Genomic DNA, 15,985 nt, shown 5'->3' with positions numbered 1-15,985 from the left:
ACGCACCGCGCCTACTCCCGCCGAAACGTCGCGACCAGCACGTCCCGCCGCGCCGGCACGCCCGGTTCCAGCGGGTGGATCGCCGTTACCCCGTGCAGCACGCGGTGGTCGTCCAGGAACACGCTGTCGCGCGGCCGCTCCAGGGTGAAGGCGCCTAGCCGCGCGCCCTTCGGCGCGAAGATGTCCGTGACCCCGCTGGCGACGTTGTGCCGTTCGACCAGCATGACGATCACCCAGTCGACGCCGTCGCGGTGCGCGCCTTCGGGGGTGGGCAGGCCCGTCTCGCCGTCGCCGGCCTCGATGCGGAACTGGTGCAGCTCCACGTGCCAGGCCTTGGGCGGATCGACGGTCAGCGGATGGAACAGCGCCAGGCCTTCGCGAAGGATCCCCTGGGTCACCGGATGCTCGGCCACGGTGTCGAGGATCGGTTCGAACCAGCGCTGCACCCCGCCGTTCAGGCCGTTGTAGTCGCGGCTTTGATAGTGCGGCTGATGCGGCTTGCGGACCAGGCCTCCAGGCGAGGCCGAGAACGCCGCGAAGCGCCGCCGCCGATAGCGGCCGCCGTCGGCCATGAAGCGGTCCAGGCCCAGATCGTTCCAACTGTCGGCGAAGGCGTCCCACCCGGCCAGGGCCTCGGGACCCAGCAAGGCGTCGGCCTCGGCCGGCGGGACGCGACAGAAGCCGGTGTCACGCAGGGCGGCGGTGATGTCGCCCTTTAAAGTGTCTGGCGGGATCAAGCGCTGCCTCCGGCGGAACGAGGTCTCCACATGGGGCGCCGGAGCGGTCGCGCCAAGTCCTGTTCCGTGTCCCGACGTTTATCCAGGAATCTCATTTCCCACGCCGTTAACCCTGCTCCTAAACCGGAACGAAAGCTCGATGCGGCAGGGTGTCCGGCGTCTCCCCGACCGCCCCGTCCGCCGCCGCCAGGCCTCAGCAAGGTTCCGATGCTTTTCCTGCTCAACGACGTCATTCTCAGCTTCGACGCGGCCGAACTGGCCCCGCCGCTCACCAGCGAGCGTTTCGCCAAGGTGTCGCTGAACTATGTCGGAAAGCTGGGTCAGGAGCTGTACGCCGCCGAGCCGCTGCTGCATCACAAGGATCCGGAGAAGGCCCGGCGCCTGGCCGCCTTGATCATCAGCAAGGCTCCGGACATCAACGCGGCGCTGTTCATCGCGCCGTCGCGGGGCTGCCTGGTCGATCAGGTGCAGGTGCGCTACGCGCAGCTGAGTCTGGAGATCATGGGATCGTTGTTCGAGCGTCAGAAGGCCGGCGCGCTGAGCAACGTGGAAGCCGACCGTCAGGTCTGGCGGCGTCTGGCGGCCTGACCGCGGGCCTGGACCATGGTCCAGGCCTGAAGACCCTGGTCGCCTAAAGGAACAGGCCGACCAGGCTGAACAGCCAACTCAAGATCATCGCCACCAGGACCAGACCGCCAAGCGCCACGCCCAGGCAGAGGGCGTTGCCTTGAGGGGTGCAGACGCCGCGTTGGTGGCGCGGCTCGTGAACCATAGCCATTGTCGTTTCCTCGCTCGCGGCCGCCCCTCTGCGTGGGCAGGTCCGCAGTAACGTCAGCATGACTCTAAAACCCCGCGAAGACTAGGGTCGTTCCGGGCTTTTCGTAGGCTGGGTACGGGGCGGAAGGTCGCACCACGCGCGGCGTCGGCGCGGGGTGGCAACCGTCACGTTTCGAGCGCATTTAGCGTGCGCCCTGGGGTTGTTCGCCGCCCCCGAGTCGCCAAACATTCCAAGGCCGCCTGGAGAATCCGCATGTCGTCACGCCCGATGTCCCGACGAGCCTTCGCCCTGTCCGCCGCCGTCGCGCCGCTGGTCGGAAGCGGAGTCGCCAGGGCCCGCGACGGCGGCGACTGGGCGCGCACCGAGACGCCGGGCTTTGTTCTGTACGGCAAGGTCGGGGAGAACACGCTGCGCGACTTCGCGCGCGATCTGGAGGATTTCGACGGCCTGCTGCGAACCTTGCACGGCGCGATGGAGCGTTCCGACGGGCGGCCGCTGCCGATCTATCTCGTGCCGCGCCGGTTCGACGAACTGCGGGTGAAGCCGGACCTGGACGAGAAGGTGAACGGCTTCTACTCGGCCTCGATCGGCGACGTCTTCGCGCTCATGAGCCTGGAGGGCGGCGAAGATCGCGGGCGCGCCACCCTGTTCCACGAATACACCCACCATTTCATGGCCCAGCACGCGCCGGCCGCCTATCCGTCCTGGCTGGTCGAGGGCTATGCGGAATATTTCAAGACCACGCGGTTCAAACCCGATGTCGTCGAGCTGGGCGTGACCAACGAGCGGATCGCCTGGCTGCGCGGCCGCGTCTGGGAGCCCTACGACCAGATCCTGGGCCGCCGGGCCCTCGAGGGCGGCCGTCGAGACGTCGGCGCCTTCTACGCCCAGTCCTGGATCCTGACCCATTACATGATGTCGGATCCCGACCGCCTGAAGCGCCTGACGGCCTATGCCGGGGCGGTGGCGGCCGGCGGCGACCCGGTCGGCGAGATGGTCACGGCGGCGGGCATGCCGCTGAGCGATCTCGAACGGACGCTCAAGCGCTACATGGCCAAGCTGCCGGGACTGCGCATGCCCCGGCCCGCGCCCAGCGCGACCGCGGCCCCCGTCACGCGGCTGCCGCCCTCGGCCGACGACCTGTTGCTGGAGAACCAGCGCCTGAAGCTGGGCGTGCCGCCCGCCGAACGGCCGGCCGTGCTGGCGATGATCCGCGAACGCGCCGCCCGCTATCCCGACGATCGCCTGGCCGACCTGGTCCTGGCCCGCGCCGAGAACGACTTCGGCGACCGCGCCAAGGCCCAGGCCATCCTCAAGCACCGGATCGAGGCGGATCCGCGCGACGTCGAGGCGATCCAGATGATGGGCTGGTCCTGCATGTTGCAGGCCCGCGGCGACCGGCCGCGCGCCGCCGAACTGCTGAACGAGGCGCGCAACTGGTTCGGCAAGGGCTTCAAGGTCGATCCGAACAGTCCCTTGCTGCTCTACGACTATGGGATCAGCCGACGCGGCGAGGCCGGCTATCCCAGCGACAACGTCGTCAATGTGCTGCTGCGGGCCGAGCAGCTGGCGCCGCAGGTGGCGGCCTTCCGGCTGGCGGCCGCCGACGCCCTGATGCGCCGCGATCGCTTCGAGGAGGCCGCCGCGATCCTGGAGCCGGTGTTCAACAATCCGCACGCCGGCCCCGAACGTCTCCAGGCCCGCGCCCGCTTCGAACAGGCCATGGCCCGGCGCCGTCCGGTCGGGGCCGGCGCCGAGGGCGACAAGGCCGCGCCGGCGAGCTGATCGTCGGCCTTGCTCACGGCGACGGTCCCCGCTTAGGTTCAACGCAACGTTGAGGGGGTGGCGCGCGTGAAGGGCTTTCTGAAGAGTCGCGGGATTTTGTCGGGACTGCTGGCGACCGCGTTTCTGGCGGCCGGATCGCCGGCCAAGGCCGAATGGCTGCGGGCCGAGAGCGATCACTTCGTGGTCTACGGCCGCAGCGAGAACGCGGTTCGCGAGTACGCGACCCAGCTCGAGGACTTCGATTCGCTGCTGCGCCGGCTTCACGGCCGCCCCAAGGACGAGGTCACGCCGCGCAAGCTGCCCGTGTATCTGGTCTCGGGCCTGGGACAGCTGAAGCGCGTGCTGCCCAGCGCCAAGGAGGGCATGGCGGGGGTCTATCTCTCCTCGGTGCCGGAGGTCTTCGTCGTGGCGATCCGCGACGGCGCCGGCGAGGGGGACCGGAACAAGGGCGACGACACGGTGCTGCACGAATACGTGCACCACTTCATGCTGCAGTACTATCCCAGCGCCTATCCGGCCTGGCTGGTCGAGGGCTACGCCGAATATTACATGACCGCCGACCTGGCCAGGTCGCGCATGGTGGTGGGCGGGGTGAACCGGGGACGGGCCTACAGCCTGACCCAGCCGGGCGGCTGGATCTCGATGGAGGACGTGCTGAGCAAGCGTCCTGGGGCGCTCAAGGAGCGGGACGTCTACGCCTATTACGCCCAGGCCTGGCTGCTGACCCACTACATCCTGTCCGACCCGGCGCGACACAAGCTGCTGGGCCCCTATCTGGACGCGGTGCGCTCCGGCGAGGATCCGGTCGAGGCCTGGCGGAAGGTCTATGGCGATGACCCGCAAGGTCTGCGCCGCAAGCTGCAGGCCTATATGAACCGGCCCATTCCGGCGGGCGCTCTGCCGCGGACCGGCGCGCTGGAGCCCGCCATCACCGTGACCCACCTGTCGCCCGGCGCCGACGACCTGCTTCTGGAAGGCCAGCGGCTGAAGCTGGGCGTGTCCAAGGACGAGGCCGCCGAAACCCTGGCCGACATCCGCGCCGCCGCCGCCAAGCGGCCGAAGGATCGGTTCAGCCAGCTGATCCTGGCCAGGGCCGAGACGACGTTCGGCGACCGCAAGGCCGGCGAGGCGATCCTCAATGGTCTGCTGACCGCCGATCCCAAGGACGAGGCGGCGCTGGTGGCGCTGGGGGAAAGCCGCCTGACCGCGGGAACGGACGATCCGGCCCAGCGCGTCGCCGACTTCGCCCAGGCCGGCAAGCTGTTCGCCCGCGCCTTCAAGGTCAATCCGGACAATCCCGAGACCCTGCACGGCTATGCGGAAGCCCACAGCCTGGAGCCGCTGACCGACGCCATGGCCGACATTCGCGTGCGGGCGGTGGTCCTGGCGCCGCAGGTCGGCCACCTGCGCCTCGACGCGGCCAAGGCCCTGATCCAGGTGAAGGACGTGGAGACGGCCCGCACCGTGCTCACCCCGCTGGCCAGCAATCCGCACGGCGGCGGCGAGGTCGAGGCGGCCCAGGCCCTGCTCAAGACCATCGACCCCAAGGCCGCCGACAGCGACAAGGCCGCGACGCCGGAGACGCCGAAGTCGGCCGCCAAGGCGTCGGCAGAGGGTGACAAGGCGGCCTCGGGGAGCTAACCCCCGGGGATGAGCACCTCCCTCGCCCTCGAGGCCGCGCGTCGGCGCACCTTCGCGATCATCAGCCACCCCGACGCCGGCAAGACCACCCTGACCGAGAACCTGCTGCTGGCCGGCGGGGCGATCCGCGCGGCCGGCGCCGTGCGGGCCCGCGGCCAGGCCCGGCGCACTCAGTCCGACTGGATGAAGATCGAACGCGAGCGCGGGATCTCGGTCTCGGCTTCGGTCATGACGTTCGACCACGACGGCCTGATGTTCAACCTGCTGGACACCCCGGGCCACGAGGACTTCTCGGAAGACACCTACCGCACCCTGACGGCCGCCGACGCGGCGATCATGGTGCTGGACGCCGCCAAGGGCATCGAGCCCCAGACCCTGAAGCTGTTCGAGGTGTGCCGCCTGCGCGACATCCCGATCATCACCTTCATCAACAAGATGGACCGCGAGGCCCAGGACCCGTTCGAGCTGCTGGACGAGGTCTCCTCGAAGCTGGCCCTGGACCCCGCGCCGCTGTTCTGGCCCGCCGGCTCGGGCGGGCGGTTCAAGGGCATGCTGGACCTGCGGGCCCAGACCTTCATCCCCTACGCCAAGAAGAGCTCGACCGACGAGGAGGGCCATCCGCCCGCCGTGTCGCTGAAGTCGAACGCCATCGTCCAGTACCTCGACCCCGAGGAGCTGTCGGAGGTGGAGGAGGGGGCCATGCTGGTCTCCGAGGCCGCCAAGCCGTTCGACGTGCAGAGCTTCCTGGAAGGCCACATGACGCCGGTGTTCTTCGGCTCGGCCCTGCGCCATTTCGGCGTCAACGAGCTGCTGGCCGGCATCGGCGCCTACGCCCCGCCGCCGCATCCGGCCAAGGTCAGCAAGGCGGGCGTGGACACCCACATCGCCCCCGGCGACAGCGAGGTCTCGGGCTTCGTGTTCAAGGTCCAGGCCAACATGGACCCCAATCACCGCGACCGGATCGCCTTCCTGCGCCTGACCAGCGGCCGCTTCACGCGCGGCATGAAGCTGAAGGCCCAGAACACCGGCAAGGCCATGAGCGTCAACGCGCCGATCATGTTCTTCGCCAGCGACCGCGAACTGGCCGAGGACGCCTTCGCCGGCGACGTGATCGGCATTCCCAACCACGGCGTGCTGCGGGTGGGCGACAGCCTGTCCGAGAGCGGGACCCTGCGCTTCGCCGGCCTGCCCAACTTCGCCCCGGAAATCCTGCGCCGCGTGCGGGTCAAGGATCCGCTGAAGGCCAAGCACCTGAAGAAGGCGCTGGAAGGCCTGGCCGAGGAGGGTGTGACCCAGCTGTTCCGCCCGATGATCGGCAGCTCGGACTTCATCGTCGGCGCCGTGGGCCAGCTGCAGTTCGAGGTCATGGCCGACCGCCTGGCCAACGAATACGCCCTGGACTGCATCTTCGAGGCCGCGCCCTACGCCGAGGCCCGCTGGATCAGCGGCGAGCGCGCCGACGTCGAGGACTTCACCAACAAGCACCGCACGGCCATGGCCCACGACATCGACGAACAGCCGGTGTTCCTGGGCAAGTCGTCCTGGGAGATCGGTTATGTCGCCGAACGTTACCCCAAGGTGCGGTTCGAGCGGACCAAGGAACGCGGCTAGGCCTCGCCGCCGCGCTGAACGGCCAAGCTTGTCCGTTCAGGTTGCCGGATTGATTTAATTCTACTTGACCGCGCATTGTCGCGGGCGGACCGTGCTGGCCCTCTTCCTCGCGATTGAAAGGTCGTCTGGAGTGACACGGGATCTGGGCAGGGTTGGGGGCGACCAAGCCGGACGTTCCGCGGGACGCCGGGCCGGCGGCGTCGTCGCGGTGCTGCTGCTGGCGATCGCGACGCCCGCCGCCGCGTTCCAGCAGTCCGTTCGCCCGGTGACGACGGCCGTTCCGACCGTCGCGGCGCCGACCGCCGCCCCCGCCGTCGCCGCGCCCAAGACCTACGCCGAATGCCTGCGGTCGTATGTCGGCCGGACGAACGCGACGGCCTATTGCCAGCGGTTGTTCCCCGACGCCGCGCCCGCCGCCGCGACGCCGTCCACGACCGTTCCTCCCGCCACGGCGCCCGCGCCTGAACCCGTCGACATCACGCCGCAGCTGAACAAGCTGATCGACTCTTGGCAAAATCGCCCGAAGACCCCGAAGCCGCCGGCCGATCCGCTGGCCGTCATCCCCGAGATCCAGGCCGCCTGCGCCCCCTATGCCGGCGTCCCCGAACGCTGGCGGCGCTGCACGGCCGACGCCTGGCGCACGGCCGGGATGCGCGGCCAGCCGCCGCTGGTCCTGCAGACCCCGCCCGTCGTCGCGCCGCCGCCCGTCGTCCAACCCCCGCCCGTTCAGCCGCCCGTCGTGTCGAAGCCGCCGGTCCAGACGCCGCCGACGCTGACGCCAAAGCCCGTCAAGCCCGAGCCGGTGCGGCCAAAGCCCGTGCCCGTAGTCGAGCCCGAGTCTCCGCCCGTGGCGGTGGTCGAACCGCCCCCGTCGCCGAGGCCGCCGCCGGTGGCGGGCGCGCCGGCGACGCCGGTGGAAGCGCCGCCTCCCGCCGAGCGGCCCGCGATACCGATCTGGCTGTGGCTGGTCGCCCTGGCCGCGGCCGCCGCCGGCGGCTTCGGTCTGGCCAAGCTGCTGAGCCGTGCGCGGGCGCCGTCGTCGCGGCCGTCCAGGGTCCAGGCCGCGCCGTGCACGCCCGATATCGCCCTGGTCGCCGATCCCGGCGTCGTCGTCCTGACCCCCGACGGTCCGCCGCGCGCCGGCATGGCGGTGTCGCTGCGGATCGAGCGCGCCGCCGACGACGGGGAGGTGAGGCTGGTGGACTATCCCACGCTGGAGACCGCGCCATGACCGATGCGGCCATGGTCGCGCCCACCGCCGGCGCCACGACCTGGCGCGCCCTGTTCGCCGAGGACGGCGGCGATCCGCTGGAGGCCTGCAAGGGCGCCCCGCCTCTGACCGAGGCGATCTCCCAGGCCGCCCAGAAGTTCCCCAGCGCCTGCTGGGAGGACGTCGAGGGCGGCTGCCGCCGCGAGGTCGACAAGCTGATGGACCTGTCGGTCGAGAGGGTGCTGTTCGACGGCTGGATAAAGCTGGAGCGTTTCAAAAAGTGCGTCGAGGAATCCAAGGCCCATCCCGACGACGTCTTCTTCCAGGACCTCGACGACCACAAGATCGCCTCCACCCACAAGCCGCGCATCGAGCTGCGCTACGGCGCGGTCAAGATCGCCGACCTCGATTTCGAGATGGAGCTGGCCCTGAAGGTGAAGGGCGTGCGGCTGGAGGTGCGCGGCGGCAAGGTCGTCTGCGCCACGGCCGGAATCTTCGCCGCCAGCGCCAAGCTGTCGCTGCACGACCAGGTGCTGATCGAGAAGGGCACGCCGGAGTTCTCGGCCCCGACCAAGATCCGGTTTTCCTGACGGGCGCGGCTCTTCCCTTTCCGCCCGAAGCGGCTAGGGAGGAAGCTCCAGGGTTCAGGAGATCCGCCGCATGTCCGTCGACGCCCCGCTCGCCATCGGCCTGGTCGCCCACGACGACAAGAAGGCGGCCCTGGTCGACTGGGCCGTGACGCACAAGGCGTTCCTGTCCCGGCACAAGCTCTACGCCACCGGCACCACGGGCGGGCGGATCCTCCAGGCCCTGCCGGACCTGACCCTGACCCGCCTGAAGAGCGGCCCGCTGGGCGGCGACCAGCAACTGGGCGCCCTGCTGGCCGAGGGGCTGCTGGACATGCTGGTGTTCTTCGTCGACCCGCTGTCGCCCCAGCCGCACGACGTCGACGTCAAGGCGCTGATCCGCATGGCGACCCTGGCCGACGTCCCCTTCGCCTGCAACCCGGCCACGGCCGACTTGATCGTGGCGGGGCGGTAGGCGGCTAGCCCGGGAACTTCAGCAAGTTCGGCCTCGGGATCGCGGCCTTGAACAAGCCCCGGGTCTTGGCGGTGTCGAGGCCGAAGTCGGCCCAGGCGCGAAGGAAGCCGGCGGCGGGCGTGGCGTCGGGCAAGGGCGACAGGACCAGTACGGGGCGGGCGGCCAGCAGCTTGCGGGCCGCGGCCCAGGCCTCGGGCTCGGCCGTGGCGTAGGCGCCGTCGCTGGCGACCAGCTCGGCGGCCAGGTCCGGATCGGCGAAGTGCAGGGTCACCGCCGTGTCGGCCGGCAGGTCGGCCAGGGCGCTCAGCGCCTCGATCACGCCGGTCAGCACCATCCTGGCGCCGCCGACCCGCCGCTCGCCGCCGGCCGCGCCGGCCAGGGTCCCGTCGGCGTTGCGGCGGACATGGGCCCAGCCGCCATAGCCGGGATCGGGTTTGCAGAGCGAGGCGGTCCAGAGATCGACGGAGGCGTTCATGCCTTTCTGTTTAGAGGCGGGTTCGGAAGCTGGCCAGGGGGGGGCGGGGAGGGGGGCGTCGTGACGAACGTCGTTCTCCGAGGCATGCTCGATCGACATCCACCGAGTCGGAGCCTGGCATGTCGGATCTCGTTCTCGCCATCCTGCACCACCTGCTGATCCTGTCGCTGGCGGGCCTTCTCGCCGTGGAGAGGGTCCTGGCGAGGCCTGGCTTGAGCGGAGCGTCCCTTGGGACGTTGGCGAGGATCGACGCCGCCTACGGGGCGACGGCGGGGCTGATCCTGGTGGTGGGGTTCTGCCGCGTCTATTGGGGCGCCAAGGGGCCGGCCTTCTATCTGGAGAATCCGGTGTTCTGGGCCAAGATCGCCGCCTTCGCGGTGGTCGGTCTGCTGTCGATCCTGCCGACGATCGCCATCCTGAAATGGCGCAAACATGCCAAGGCCGATCCGGCCTTCACGCCCGCCGCCGCCGACCTGGCCAAGGTGCGACGGGTGCTTAGCCTGGAGCTCGCGGTGTTCGCCCTGATCCCGATCTTCGCCGCCGCCATGGCGCGCGGCTACGGCCTCTAGCGGCCCGCGAACCCCCGCTCGGGCGGGAAGCGGAGAGCTGGGCCGGAACAGAGGGTAAACAGGATCTTAAAATCCATGGTTAACGTCATTTTCACTTGAGTGAACAATGTTCTAACAAGTGCGGCCGCGCGCGTTTTCCAATAAGGATCCGCCAAGCAAGAAGTGTGCCAATTCGGTGCAAAAACAGGGGTTTGACGGGTATTTTGGAACGAAGTGTAAACACGCTCCAAATATTTATGGTTAACGCCATCTTAAGGTCCGTTAACCGCTTGTTAAACGCGTTGGCTCCGGCTTTGCTACTCGTGCGTTGAACCCTTGCCGGACGTCCCGGCGTGGGACGGTCCGTGTGCGGAGTGCGCAGCGATGTTTGATTTCGGTCGTGATCTGAAGAGGCTCTTTGGAGTCGACGCCGGGGCGCCCGCCAGGGCCGCGGCGCATCGCGACGGACTGACCGGCGGCGACACCTCGCTGCTGGAGCTGCTGGACCTGCGCCTGCTGGTCAACGAGGCCCGCTCGGCCGACGTCGCCGCCGGCCGGATCGGCGCCAAGGACCGCGGCCACCGCCTGCTGGAGGCCGCCGTGGTCTGGCGCGAACTGGCCCGCCGCTCGGGCGACGCCACGGCTTTGCGCAAGGGCGCGGCTCAGGCCGAGGCCGCCGCCAGGATCTTCGAAGCCGAACACAAGCAGGACAGCCTGGCCGCCGCCCGCTGCGAGCAGGCGACCCTGGCCGTGCTGGGCGCCGACCTGTTCGGCGACGAGGGCCTGCACGCCGCCGCTGGCGCCACCCTGACCCTGGCCAAGACCGCGCCCGGTCACCGCTGCGCCATGGCCGAGGCCCTGCTGGCCGGGCTGGAAGGCCGCGTGGCCCTGGGCGAGAACGACCTGGATCGCGCCCTGGCCGCCGCCGAGGCCTTCGAGGCGCCGCTGCGGGGCCTGTCGGCCGCGCGCCGCGTCAAGGGCGGGGCCTCGCGCCTGCTGCTGGCCGACCAGCGCGCCGCCCGCGTCGAGCTGCTGCTGGCCTGCGCCGCCCGCTTGAAGGACCGCGCCCTGACCGAGGTGGCGCTGGAGGAGGCCAAGACCGCCGAGGCGGGCCTGGATCCTGATTTCGAACCCCTGGCCTGGTCGCGGCTTGAATCCCTGCGCGGCGCGGCCCTGGTGCAGCTGGGCGAGCTGGACGGCGAGATCAACCACATCGCCGACGGCGTCGAGGCCCTGGCCGCGGCGCTCGAGCCGGTCACCGCCGATCACAGCCCGATGGACTGGGCGCGGGGCCAGGCGGCCCTGGGCGCCGGCCTGCAGGCGATGGGCGAGGCCACCACCTCCGAGCGCTGCTTCGAGCGGGCGGTCACCTGCTACGACCGCGCCTCGCATATCCTCAAGACCCAGCCGGCCCTGGCCCTGCGCGCCATCGTGGCCAACAACCGCGCCCTCAGCCTGGCCCGCTGCGCCGAGCTGACCGCCGACCTGGCCGTGCTCGACGCCGCCGAAATGGCCTTCAAGGCCGAACTGGCCTCGATCCCCGGCGCCCGCGACCCGGCCGCCTGGGCCGTGACCCAGATGAACCTGGCTCGGCTCTACGAGGCCCGGGTCGAGATCACCGGCCGCGACGACGGCCGCCTCGATCGCGCCGCGATGGCCCTGGCCAGCGCCTTCGACATCTTCGCCGAACTGGGCCTGCGGTCGCTGACCGACCTGGCGGCTCAGGGGTTGCAGCGGGTCAAGCAGGCGCATGCCGCCTGACCCAAAATGAAACCGGACGGCCTCGAACGGGCCGGACCCAAGAACCAGTAGGGAAGACCCAGTGATCGCTTCGTTGCTCGCCGCCGCCGCTGTCTCGATCGTTCCGACCCCGGTCGCCGATCAGCCCGTCGTCACCCAGGTGAAGGACGTCCAGCCTCAGATCGCCGAAGCGATGCTCAGCTGCATGGTCAAGCGCGACGGCGGCCTGACCGCCTGCTCGGTGCAAAGCGAATTCCCCGCCGACATGGGCGTCGGCAAGGCCGCCGTGTCGATGGCCTCGCAGTTCCAGGTCGACCTGATGGGCCCCGACGGCAAGAGCCGCGCCGGCTCGTTCATCGACGTCCCGGTCCGCATCCGCATCCGCTAGGACGCGCGCCAGCAGGCCTCCCCCAAGGCTCGACCTAAGACGCGACACGCCCTAGCTTTTGGCGAGGTGGCGTTTCGGGGGCGACATGGGCGGGAGTTTCAGGGACTTGGACGTCTCACAGGCGATCTTTCTCGTCCTCTATCTGTTCATCGTCATCATGGGGCTGCGCGGCATGCCCTCGACGGTCCGCCGTCGCGCCGAGCCTCCGCGCTGCAAGGCCTGCGGGGCGCCGGTCGACACGAGCGCCGCGCCCCTCGGCCCCTGGGGCGGCTGGACTTGCGACGCCTGCGGCGGCCCCGTCGAGCCCGCCGGCGAACCGGAACTCCGGACCGGCCCGCGCGGCTGGATGGACCAACATCCGTGGGCGGTGCACGGCGCGATCTGGGGCCTGGTGGTCTGGGGCCTGCTGGCGGGCCGCGACCTGTGGCTGCGCGAACCCACGCCCGATCTCCTGACCTTGCCCCTGACCGTCGTGGGCGGCCTGGGCGTCGGCTGGCTGCTGACCCTGATGCACCGGCGCCGAGGCTAGGCGCGCGCGATCACCACCTCGGCGGCGGGCGATCGTCGTCCGGCGGCGGCGGCGCGTAGCGGTCGTCATAGCGCCGGTCGTCGTAGCGATCCTGCTCGCGGCCTCCCTCCCAGCGCCGGCGGTCGCGCTGGGTCTGCTCCCAGGCCGCGCGGCGCTCGCGTTCGCTTCGGGCCTGGCGCTCTTCCTCCCACCGCTGCTGGGCGAGCTCGACGCCGCTTTCGCCGTGATCGCGCTCCCATCGGTCGTCGACCGGCTCGGGCGGCGGCGCGAGATCGTCATCTTCATCGGCCCGTGCGGTCTGGACCGGCGCGTATCGAGGAGGAGCCGGCGCGGGAGCCGGAGCTGGACGGAAGCCCGGTGTCCTGACGAACAGCGCCTCGCGGCCCTTGGCCATGGCCTGGGCCGCCTCGGACAGCCCGACGTCCAGCGGACTGGTCTTGGCGACCACCGCCTTGGGCGGCTCGACCAGGCGGATGCGCAGGCCGTCGTTTCCGGTCGCCTCCGCCGGTGGATCCGGCCGCGTCAGCGCGGGCCAGACGGCCGTCGCCAGGGCGACCGTCGTCACGATCCCAGCCAGGGCGACGCCGGCGGCCAGGGCCGTCTTGTTCTTGGGCAGTTCCACTAGGGCGCTCCGGAGACGGAAGGCCCCTCGACGGGAAGGGAACGGGGTCGGGAGGCGCCAGTTCCGTGCGAACGCCCGTCTTCGAAAGGCGGCTCTAGGCCGCCGCGACGTCGCCGCTGGTGCGGCGCATGCGCCAGAAGCGGATGGTGCGCAGGGCCGCGTCGCGGGGCAAGGCGGCGTAGAGCTCGCCATAGGCCTTGGCCTTGCCCATGGCGTTGTCGTTCGGATCCAGGATCAGCAGGGCGAAGGTCAGGAACAGGGCGCGGTCGAAGTCCGCCGCCTTGCAGACCACCGACAGGGCGTCCAGCTCACGGCGCTCGATGATCTTGCGGGCGGTGTGGAAGTCGATGTCGGCCAGCTCGGCCAGGGCGACCAGGAACTGGGTGGTCCGGTTGGCGCGCAGCATGGCGACCAGGGCCTGGGGCGTGATCGCGCCGCGCAGCTTCAGCGCCACGATCTCCTTGACCGCCGCCTGATAGTCGGCCGGCAAGGCGCCGTCGCCGGCGGCGACGCGGTTGCGGCCGGCCTTCAGCGCCGCTTCCAGGATGGCTGGATCGACATTGGCGTTACGCTCCATGATCCGGTCGCGCAGGCGCGCCTCGGCCACGAAGTACATCTCGTTGAGCAGGTCCATCGGCATGGCCTTGCGGTCGATCACCGCCTCGTGCAGCTCGGGATTGGCCGCCGCGCGGTCGACCGCCGCCTCATGGGCCTCGCGCGACAGCACCGCGCCCTCGTTGCGCAGCAGCACGCCCAGGGTGGTGTCGTCGCCGCGCTCGACGATGGCGTCGGACACCAGGCTGGGCACCACCGGGCGCTGCGAGATGGCGCGCAGGTGGTCCTGGCCCTGGGTGCGGGCCACGTGCAGCAGGTCGGCTTCGCTGAGCTGGGGCGCGCCTTCCAGGATCGGACGGGCGATGGCGATGCTGTCGCTGGCCAGGGTCCGGGTCAGGGACGGCGGCGGCGTGGCGCTCGTGCCCAGCCGCTCGGCCAGCTCGATCCGCACGGCCTCTTCCATCTCGCCGGCCAACTGGCCCATCACGTCGTCGAACAGGCCCATCTCGACCTCGCCGTGACCGTCGGCGGCGAAGAACAGGTCGGTGACCCCGCGCAGCAGTTCGCGACGACGCGAGCTGGAGGGCTCATCGGCCAGGGCGATGAGGTCATGGAGGCGCGACTGGATCAAAGGCCTTCGTTCCGGGTCTTGGCGCGGCGGGCCGCGCTGTCGTCGTCATCGCCGTCGTCGCCGCGCGCGCCGGCCGCCAGCCAGTCGGCCGAACCGTGCATGGGGACGGCGTCCTTGGGCTCGGGCGGCGGCTCGCTGACCGTGACGAAGACGCGGTTGTCGACGCCGGCCGGCGGCGCGGCGTCGGGCGTCAGGCCATAGTCGCGACCCACCGAATAGAAGCGGGCGCCGGTCGCGCGGGTGTCGACGGCGGCGACCTGCGGGGCGGTTGGCGCGACCGGGGCGACGGCCGTCATGCGGGCGCTGCGGTAGCTTGACCAGTCCTTGGCCGGGGCCTGGGACTGGTCCGGCGTCGCGGCGGCGGCCGGCGACGGGCGCGGCGCGGCGTAGAGACTGGTCGGCAAGACCGGCGCGGTCGGGGCAGGCGGCGCGTAGGCGACCGGCGAGGGCGCGGCCCTATAGCCGGCCCAGGCCGCGAGCGGGGCGGGTTGCGCCGGAGCGGACGGCGCCGGGGCGGCGACATTGGTCATGGCCTGGCGCTTGTTGGCCCAGCCGAGCATCGGGCCGTCGTAGCGGGCGGCGGTCGCGGCGGACGCCTGCCGGGGCGTTGTCGGGCCATAGCGGCTCTCGCGCGCGCCCTCGGCGTACGCCGGGGCGGCGAGGCTGAACAGCACGGGCAGGAGCAGGGCGAAACGCATGAACCGGTCCGAAACGAGCGCGGGATCGCCCCGATTGATAGGCGCCCGGACTTAATCTTGACCTAACGCGGCCCGACCTCGCCGAAAGATTGTGGTGTTATGTCGCGTTTTCGACCTTGAGCAGGCGTCGGCGCGCGCGGCGGTCAGCGACCGCGCCACCAGGCCAACAGGCGGCGTTCGGCCAGGCTGATCAGGCCGTGCAGGACCACCCCCATCACCGCCAGCACCACCAGGGCGGCGAACACCCGGGCGGTCTGCAGGCGGTTGGAGGCCTCCAGGATGCGCCAGGCCAGGCCCTGGTTGCCGCCCGATCCGGCCACGAATTCCGCGACCACGGCGCCGACCACGGCCAGGCCGGCCGCCACCTTGTGGCCCTCCAGCAGGGCGGGCACGGCCGAGGGCAGCCGCAGCCGCCACAGCCTCTGGACGCGACGCGCGCCATAGAGGTCGAACAGGCGGGAAAGGTCCGGATCGACGGCCTTCAGGCCGGTCAGGGCCCCCGAGAAGATCGGGAAGAACGCCGCCACCGCCGCCAGGGCGACGACGGCGCGCTGAGGGTGCTCGATCCCGGCCCAGATGGTCATCAACGGCCCGATGGCCACCAAAGGCGTGACCTGCAGGGTGACGGCCACGGGGCGCACGGCGTCCTCGACGGTCGGGTTCAGGCTGACCAGCAGCGCCAGGCCGCAGGCCAGGGCGCTGGCCAGGGCCAGGCCGATCAGGGCGGTCGACAGGGTGTTCCAGGCGCTGGCCAGCAGCAGCGGCCAGCCCTCGGCCAGCGCCGCGCCGATCGCCGACGGGGCGGGCAGGATGTAGACGGGCACGGCCAGCACCCGGCAGGCGGTTTCCCAGGCGGCCAGCAAGAGGACGATCAAGAGGAGCGGGGCGAGGACGCGGGTCATGCGGAACAGGCCCTCCCCCTGTGGGGGAGGCGGCCCGAATGGGCCGGAGGGGGGAGTCGTCCCACCTCGGCAGGTTCCCCCCACCGATCGCTTC

General features: G+C 70.8%; 18 protein-coding genes. 11 read left to right on the top strand and 7 right to left on the bottom strand.

All coding sequences use genetic code 11. From position 1 onward, the window contains the following. Positions 1–11 precede the first annotated feature (11 nt). The gene (locus ASD38_RS09380; RefSeq protein ID WP_442857024.1) at positions 12–737 is read right to left on the bottom strand and encodes a 2OG-Fe dioxygenase family protein; all 726 of its coding nucleotides are present in this window, start codon (positions 735–737) and stop codon (positions 12–14) included. 207 nt (positions 738–944) lie between these two features. On the opposite strand from ASD38_RS09380, the gene ASD38_RS09375 reads away from it, so the two are divergent. Further along, the gene (locus ASD38_RS09375) at positions 945–1,325 is read left to right on the top strand and encodes a hypothetical protein (protein ID WP_056442171.1); all 381 of its coding nucleotides are present in this window, start codon (positions 945–947) and stop codon (positions 1,323–1,325) included. Positions 1,326–1,368: 43 nt separating this feature from the next. Here the strand turns inward: ASD38_RS09375 and ASD38_RS24295 are convergent, their stop codons facing one another. Further along, positions 1,369–1,515 carry a hypothetical protein gene (locus tag ASD38_RS24295; protein ID WP_200941435.1) on the bottom strand — a complete coding sequence of 49 codons (147 nt, stop codon included), beginning with the start codon at positions 1,513–1,515 and terminating at the stop codon, positions 1,369–1,371. Positions 1,516–1,767: 252 nt separating this feature from the next. On the opposite strand from ASD38_RS24295, the gene ASD38_RS09370 reads away from it, so the two are divergent. From ASD38_RS09370 to ASD38_RS09345, 6 genes are all read left to right on the top strand, one after another. Continuing rightward, a complete protein-coding gene (locus tag ASD38_RS09370; protein ID WP_156390633.1) occupies positions 1,768–3,300 on the top strand; it encodes a hypothetical protein in 1,533 nt (510 codons plus the stop codon). 66 nt (positions 3,301–3,366) lie between these two features. Beyond that, a complete protein-coding gene (locus ASD38_RS09365) occupies positions 3,367–4,941 on the top strand; it encodes a hypothetical protein (protein WP_156390632.1) in 1,575 nt (524 codons plus the stop codon). 9 nt (positions 4,942–4,950) lie between these two features. Continuing rightward, a complete protein-coding gene (locus ASD38_RS09360) occupies positions 4,951–6,552 on the top strand; it encodes a peptide chain release factor 3 (protein WP_056442159.1) in 1,602 nt (533 codons plus the stop codon). 130 nt (positions 6,553–6,682) lie between these two features. Then, positions 6,683–7,783 carry a hypothetical protein gene (locus tag ASD38_RS09355; protein ID WP_156390631.1) on the top strand — a complete coding sequence of 367 codons (1,101 nt, stop codon included), beginning with the start codon at positions 6,683–6,685 and terminating at the stop codon, positions 7,781–7,783. Further along, positions 7,780–8,352, top strand: a complete 573-nt coding sequence (locus tag ASD38_RS09350; protein ID WP_056459484.1) for a hypothetical protein — start codon at positions 7,780–7,782, stop codon at positions 8,350–8,352. Before ASD38_RS09355 ends, ASD38_RS09350 begins: the two co-directional genes overlap by 4 nt. A gap of 70 nt (positions 8,353–8,422) precedes the next feature. After that, positions 8,423–8,803, top strand: coding sequence for a methylglyoxal synthase (locus ASD38_RS09345; protein ID WP_056442146.1), 381 nt, complete (start codon positions 8,423–8,425; stop codon positions 8,801–8,803). Positions 8,804–8,807: 4 nt separating this feature from the next. On the opposite strand, the gene ASD38_RS09340 is transcribed toward ASD38_RS09345, so the two are convergent. Beyond that, a complete protein-coding gene (locus ASD38_RS09340) occupies positions 8,808–9,278 on the bottom strand; it encodes a hypothetical protein (protein WP_056442144.1) in 471 nt (156 codons plus the stop codon). Between the two features lie 119 nt (positions 9,279–9,397). Here ASD38_RS09340 and ASD38_RS09335 point away from each other — a divergent pair, with 119 nt between their 5' ends. The 4 genes from ASD38_RS09335 to ASD38_RS23830 all read left to right on the top strand — a co-directional run bounded on the left by ASD38_RS09335 (position 9,398) and on the right by ASD38_RS23830 (position 12,483). Then, the gene (locus tag ASD38_RS09335) at positions 9,398–9,847 is read left to right on the top strand and encodes a DUF2214 family protein (protein ID WP_056459481.1); all 450 of its coding nucleotides are present in this window, start codon (positions 9,398–9,400) and stop codon (positions 9,845–9,847) included. 363 nt (positions 9,848–10,210) lie between these two features. After that, positions 10,211–11,587: a hypothetical protein gene (locus tag ASD38_RS23835; protein WP_056442142.1), complete on the top strand. Its 1,377-nt coding sequence runs from the start codon at positions 10,211–10,213 to the stop codon at positions 11,585–11,587. A 61-nt stretch (positions 11,588–11,648) separates the two neighbouring features. Then, complete coding sequence (locus tag ASD38_RS09325; RefSeq protein WP_056442138.1) at positions 11,649–11,954, top strand: hypothetical protein; 306 nt, start codon at positions 11,649–11,651, stop codon at positions 11,952–11,954. 106 nt (positions 11,955–12,060) lie between these two features. Further along, a complete protein-coding gene (locus ASD38_RS23830) occupies positions 12,061–12,483 on the top strand; it encodes a hypothetical protein (protein WP_056459478.1) in 423 nt (140 codons plus the stop codon). 10 nt (positions 12,484–12,493) lie between these two features. Here ASD38_RS23830 and ASD38_RS09315 read toward each other — a convergent pair whose 3' ends face one another. The 4 genes from ASD38_RS09315 to ASD38_RS09300 form a co-directional block, all read right to left on the bottom strand. Beyond that, the gene (locus ASD38_RS09315) at positions 12,494–13,105 is read right to left on the bottom strand and encodes a hypothetical protein (RefSeq protein WP_056459476.1); all 612 of its coding nucleotides are present in this window, start codon (positions 13,103–13,105) and stop codon (positions 12,494–12,496) included. 94 nt (positions 13,106–13,199) lie between these two features. Further along, positions 13,200–14,291: a DUF2336 domain-containing protein gene (locus ASD38_RS09310; RefSeq protein ID WP_056459474.1), complete on the bottom strand. Its 1,092-nt coding sequence runs from the start codon at positions 14,289–14,291 to the stop codon at positions 13,200–13,202. After that, positions 14,288–14,989, bottom strand: a complete 702-nt coding sequence (locus ASD38_RS09305; RefSeq protein WP_056459469.1) for a hypothetical protein — start codon at positions 14,987–14,989, stop codon at positions 14,288–14,290. The genes ASD38_RS09310 and ASD38_RS09305 overlap by 4 nt, the downstream gene beginning before the upstream one ends. Before the next feature lie 143 nt (positions 14,990–15,132). After that, positions 15,133–15,891, bottom strand: a complete 759-nt coding sequence (locus ASD38_RS09300) for an ABC transporter permease (RefSeq protein WP_056459466.1) — start codon at positions 15,889–15,891, stop codon at positions 15,133–15,135. Between the last annotated feature and the right edge of the window lie 94 nt (positions 15,892–15,985).

Origin of the sequence: Caulobacter sp. Root487D2Y (assembly GCF_001427165.1) — a bacterium.
In the GTDB taxonomy this organism is placed as follows: domain Bacteria; phylum Pseudomonadota; class Alphaproteobacteria; order Caulobacterales; family Caulobacteraceae; genus Caulobacter.
The sequence above is the reverse complement of the archived record's forward strand: the minus strand, read 5'-3'. Positions and strand labels throughout refer to the sequence as shown.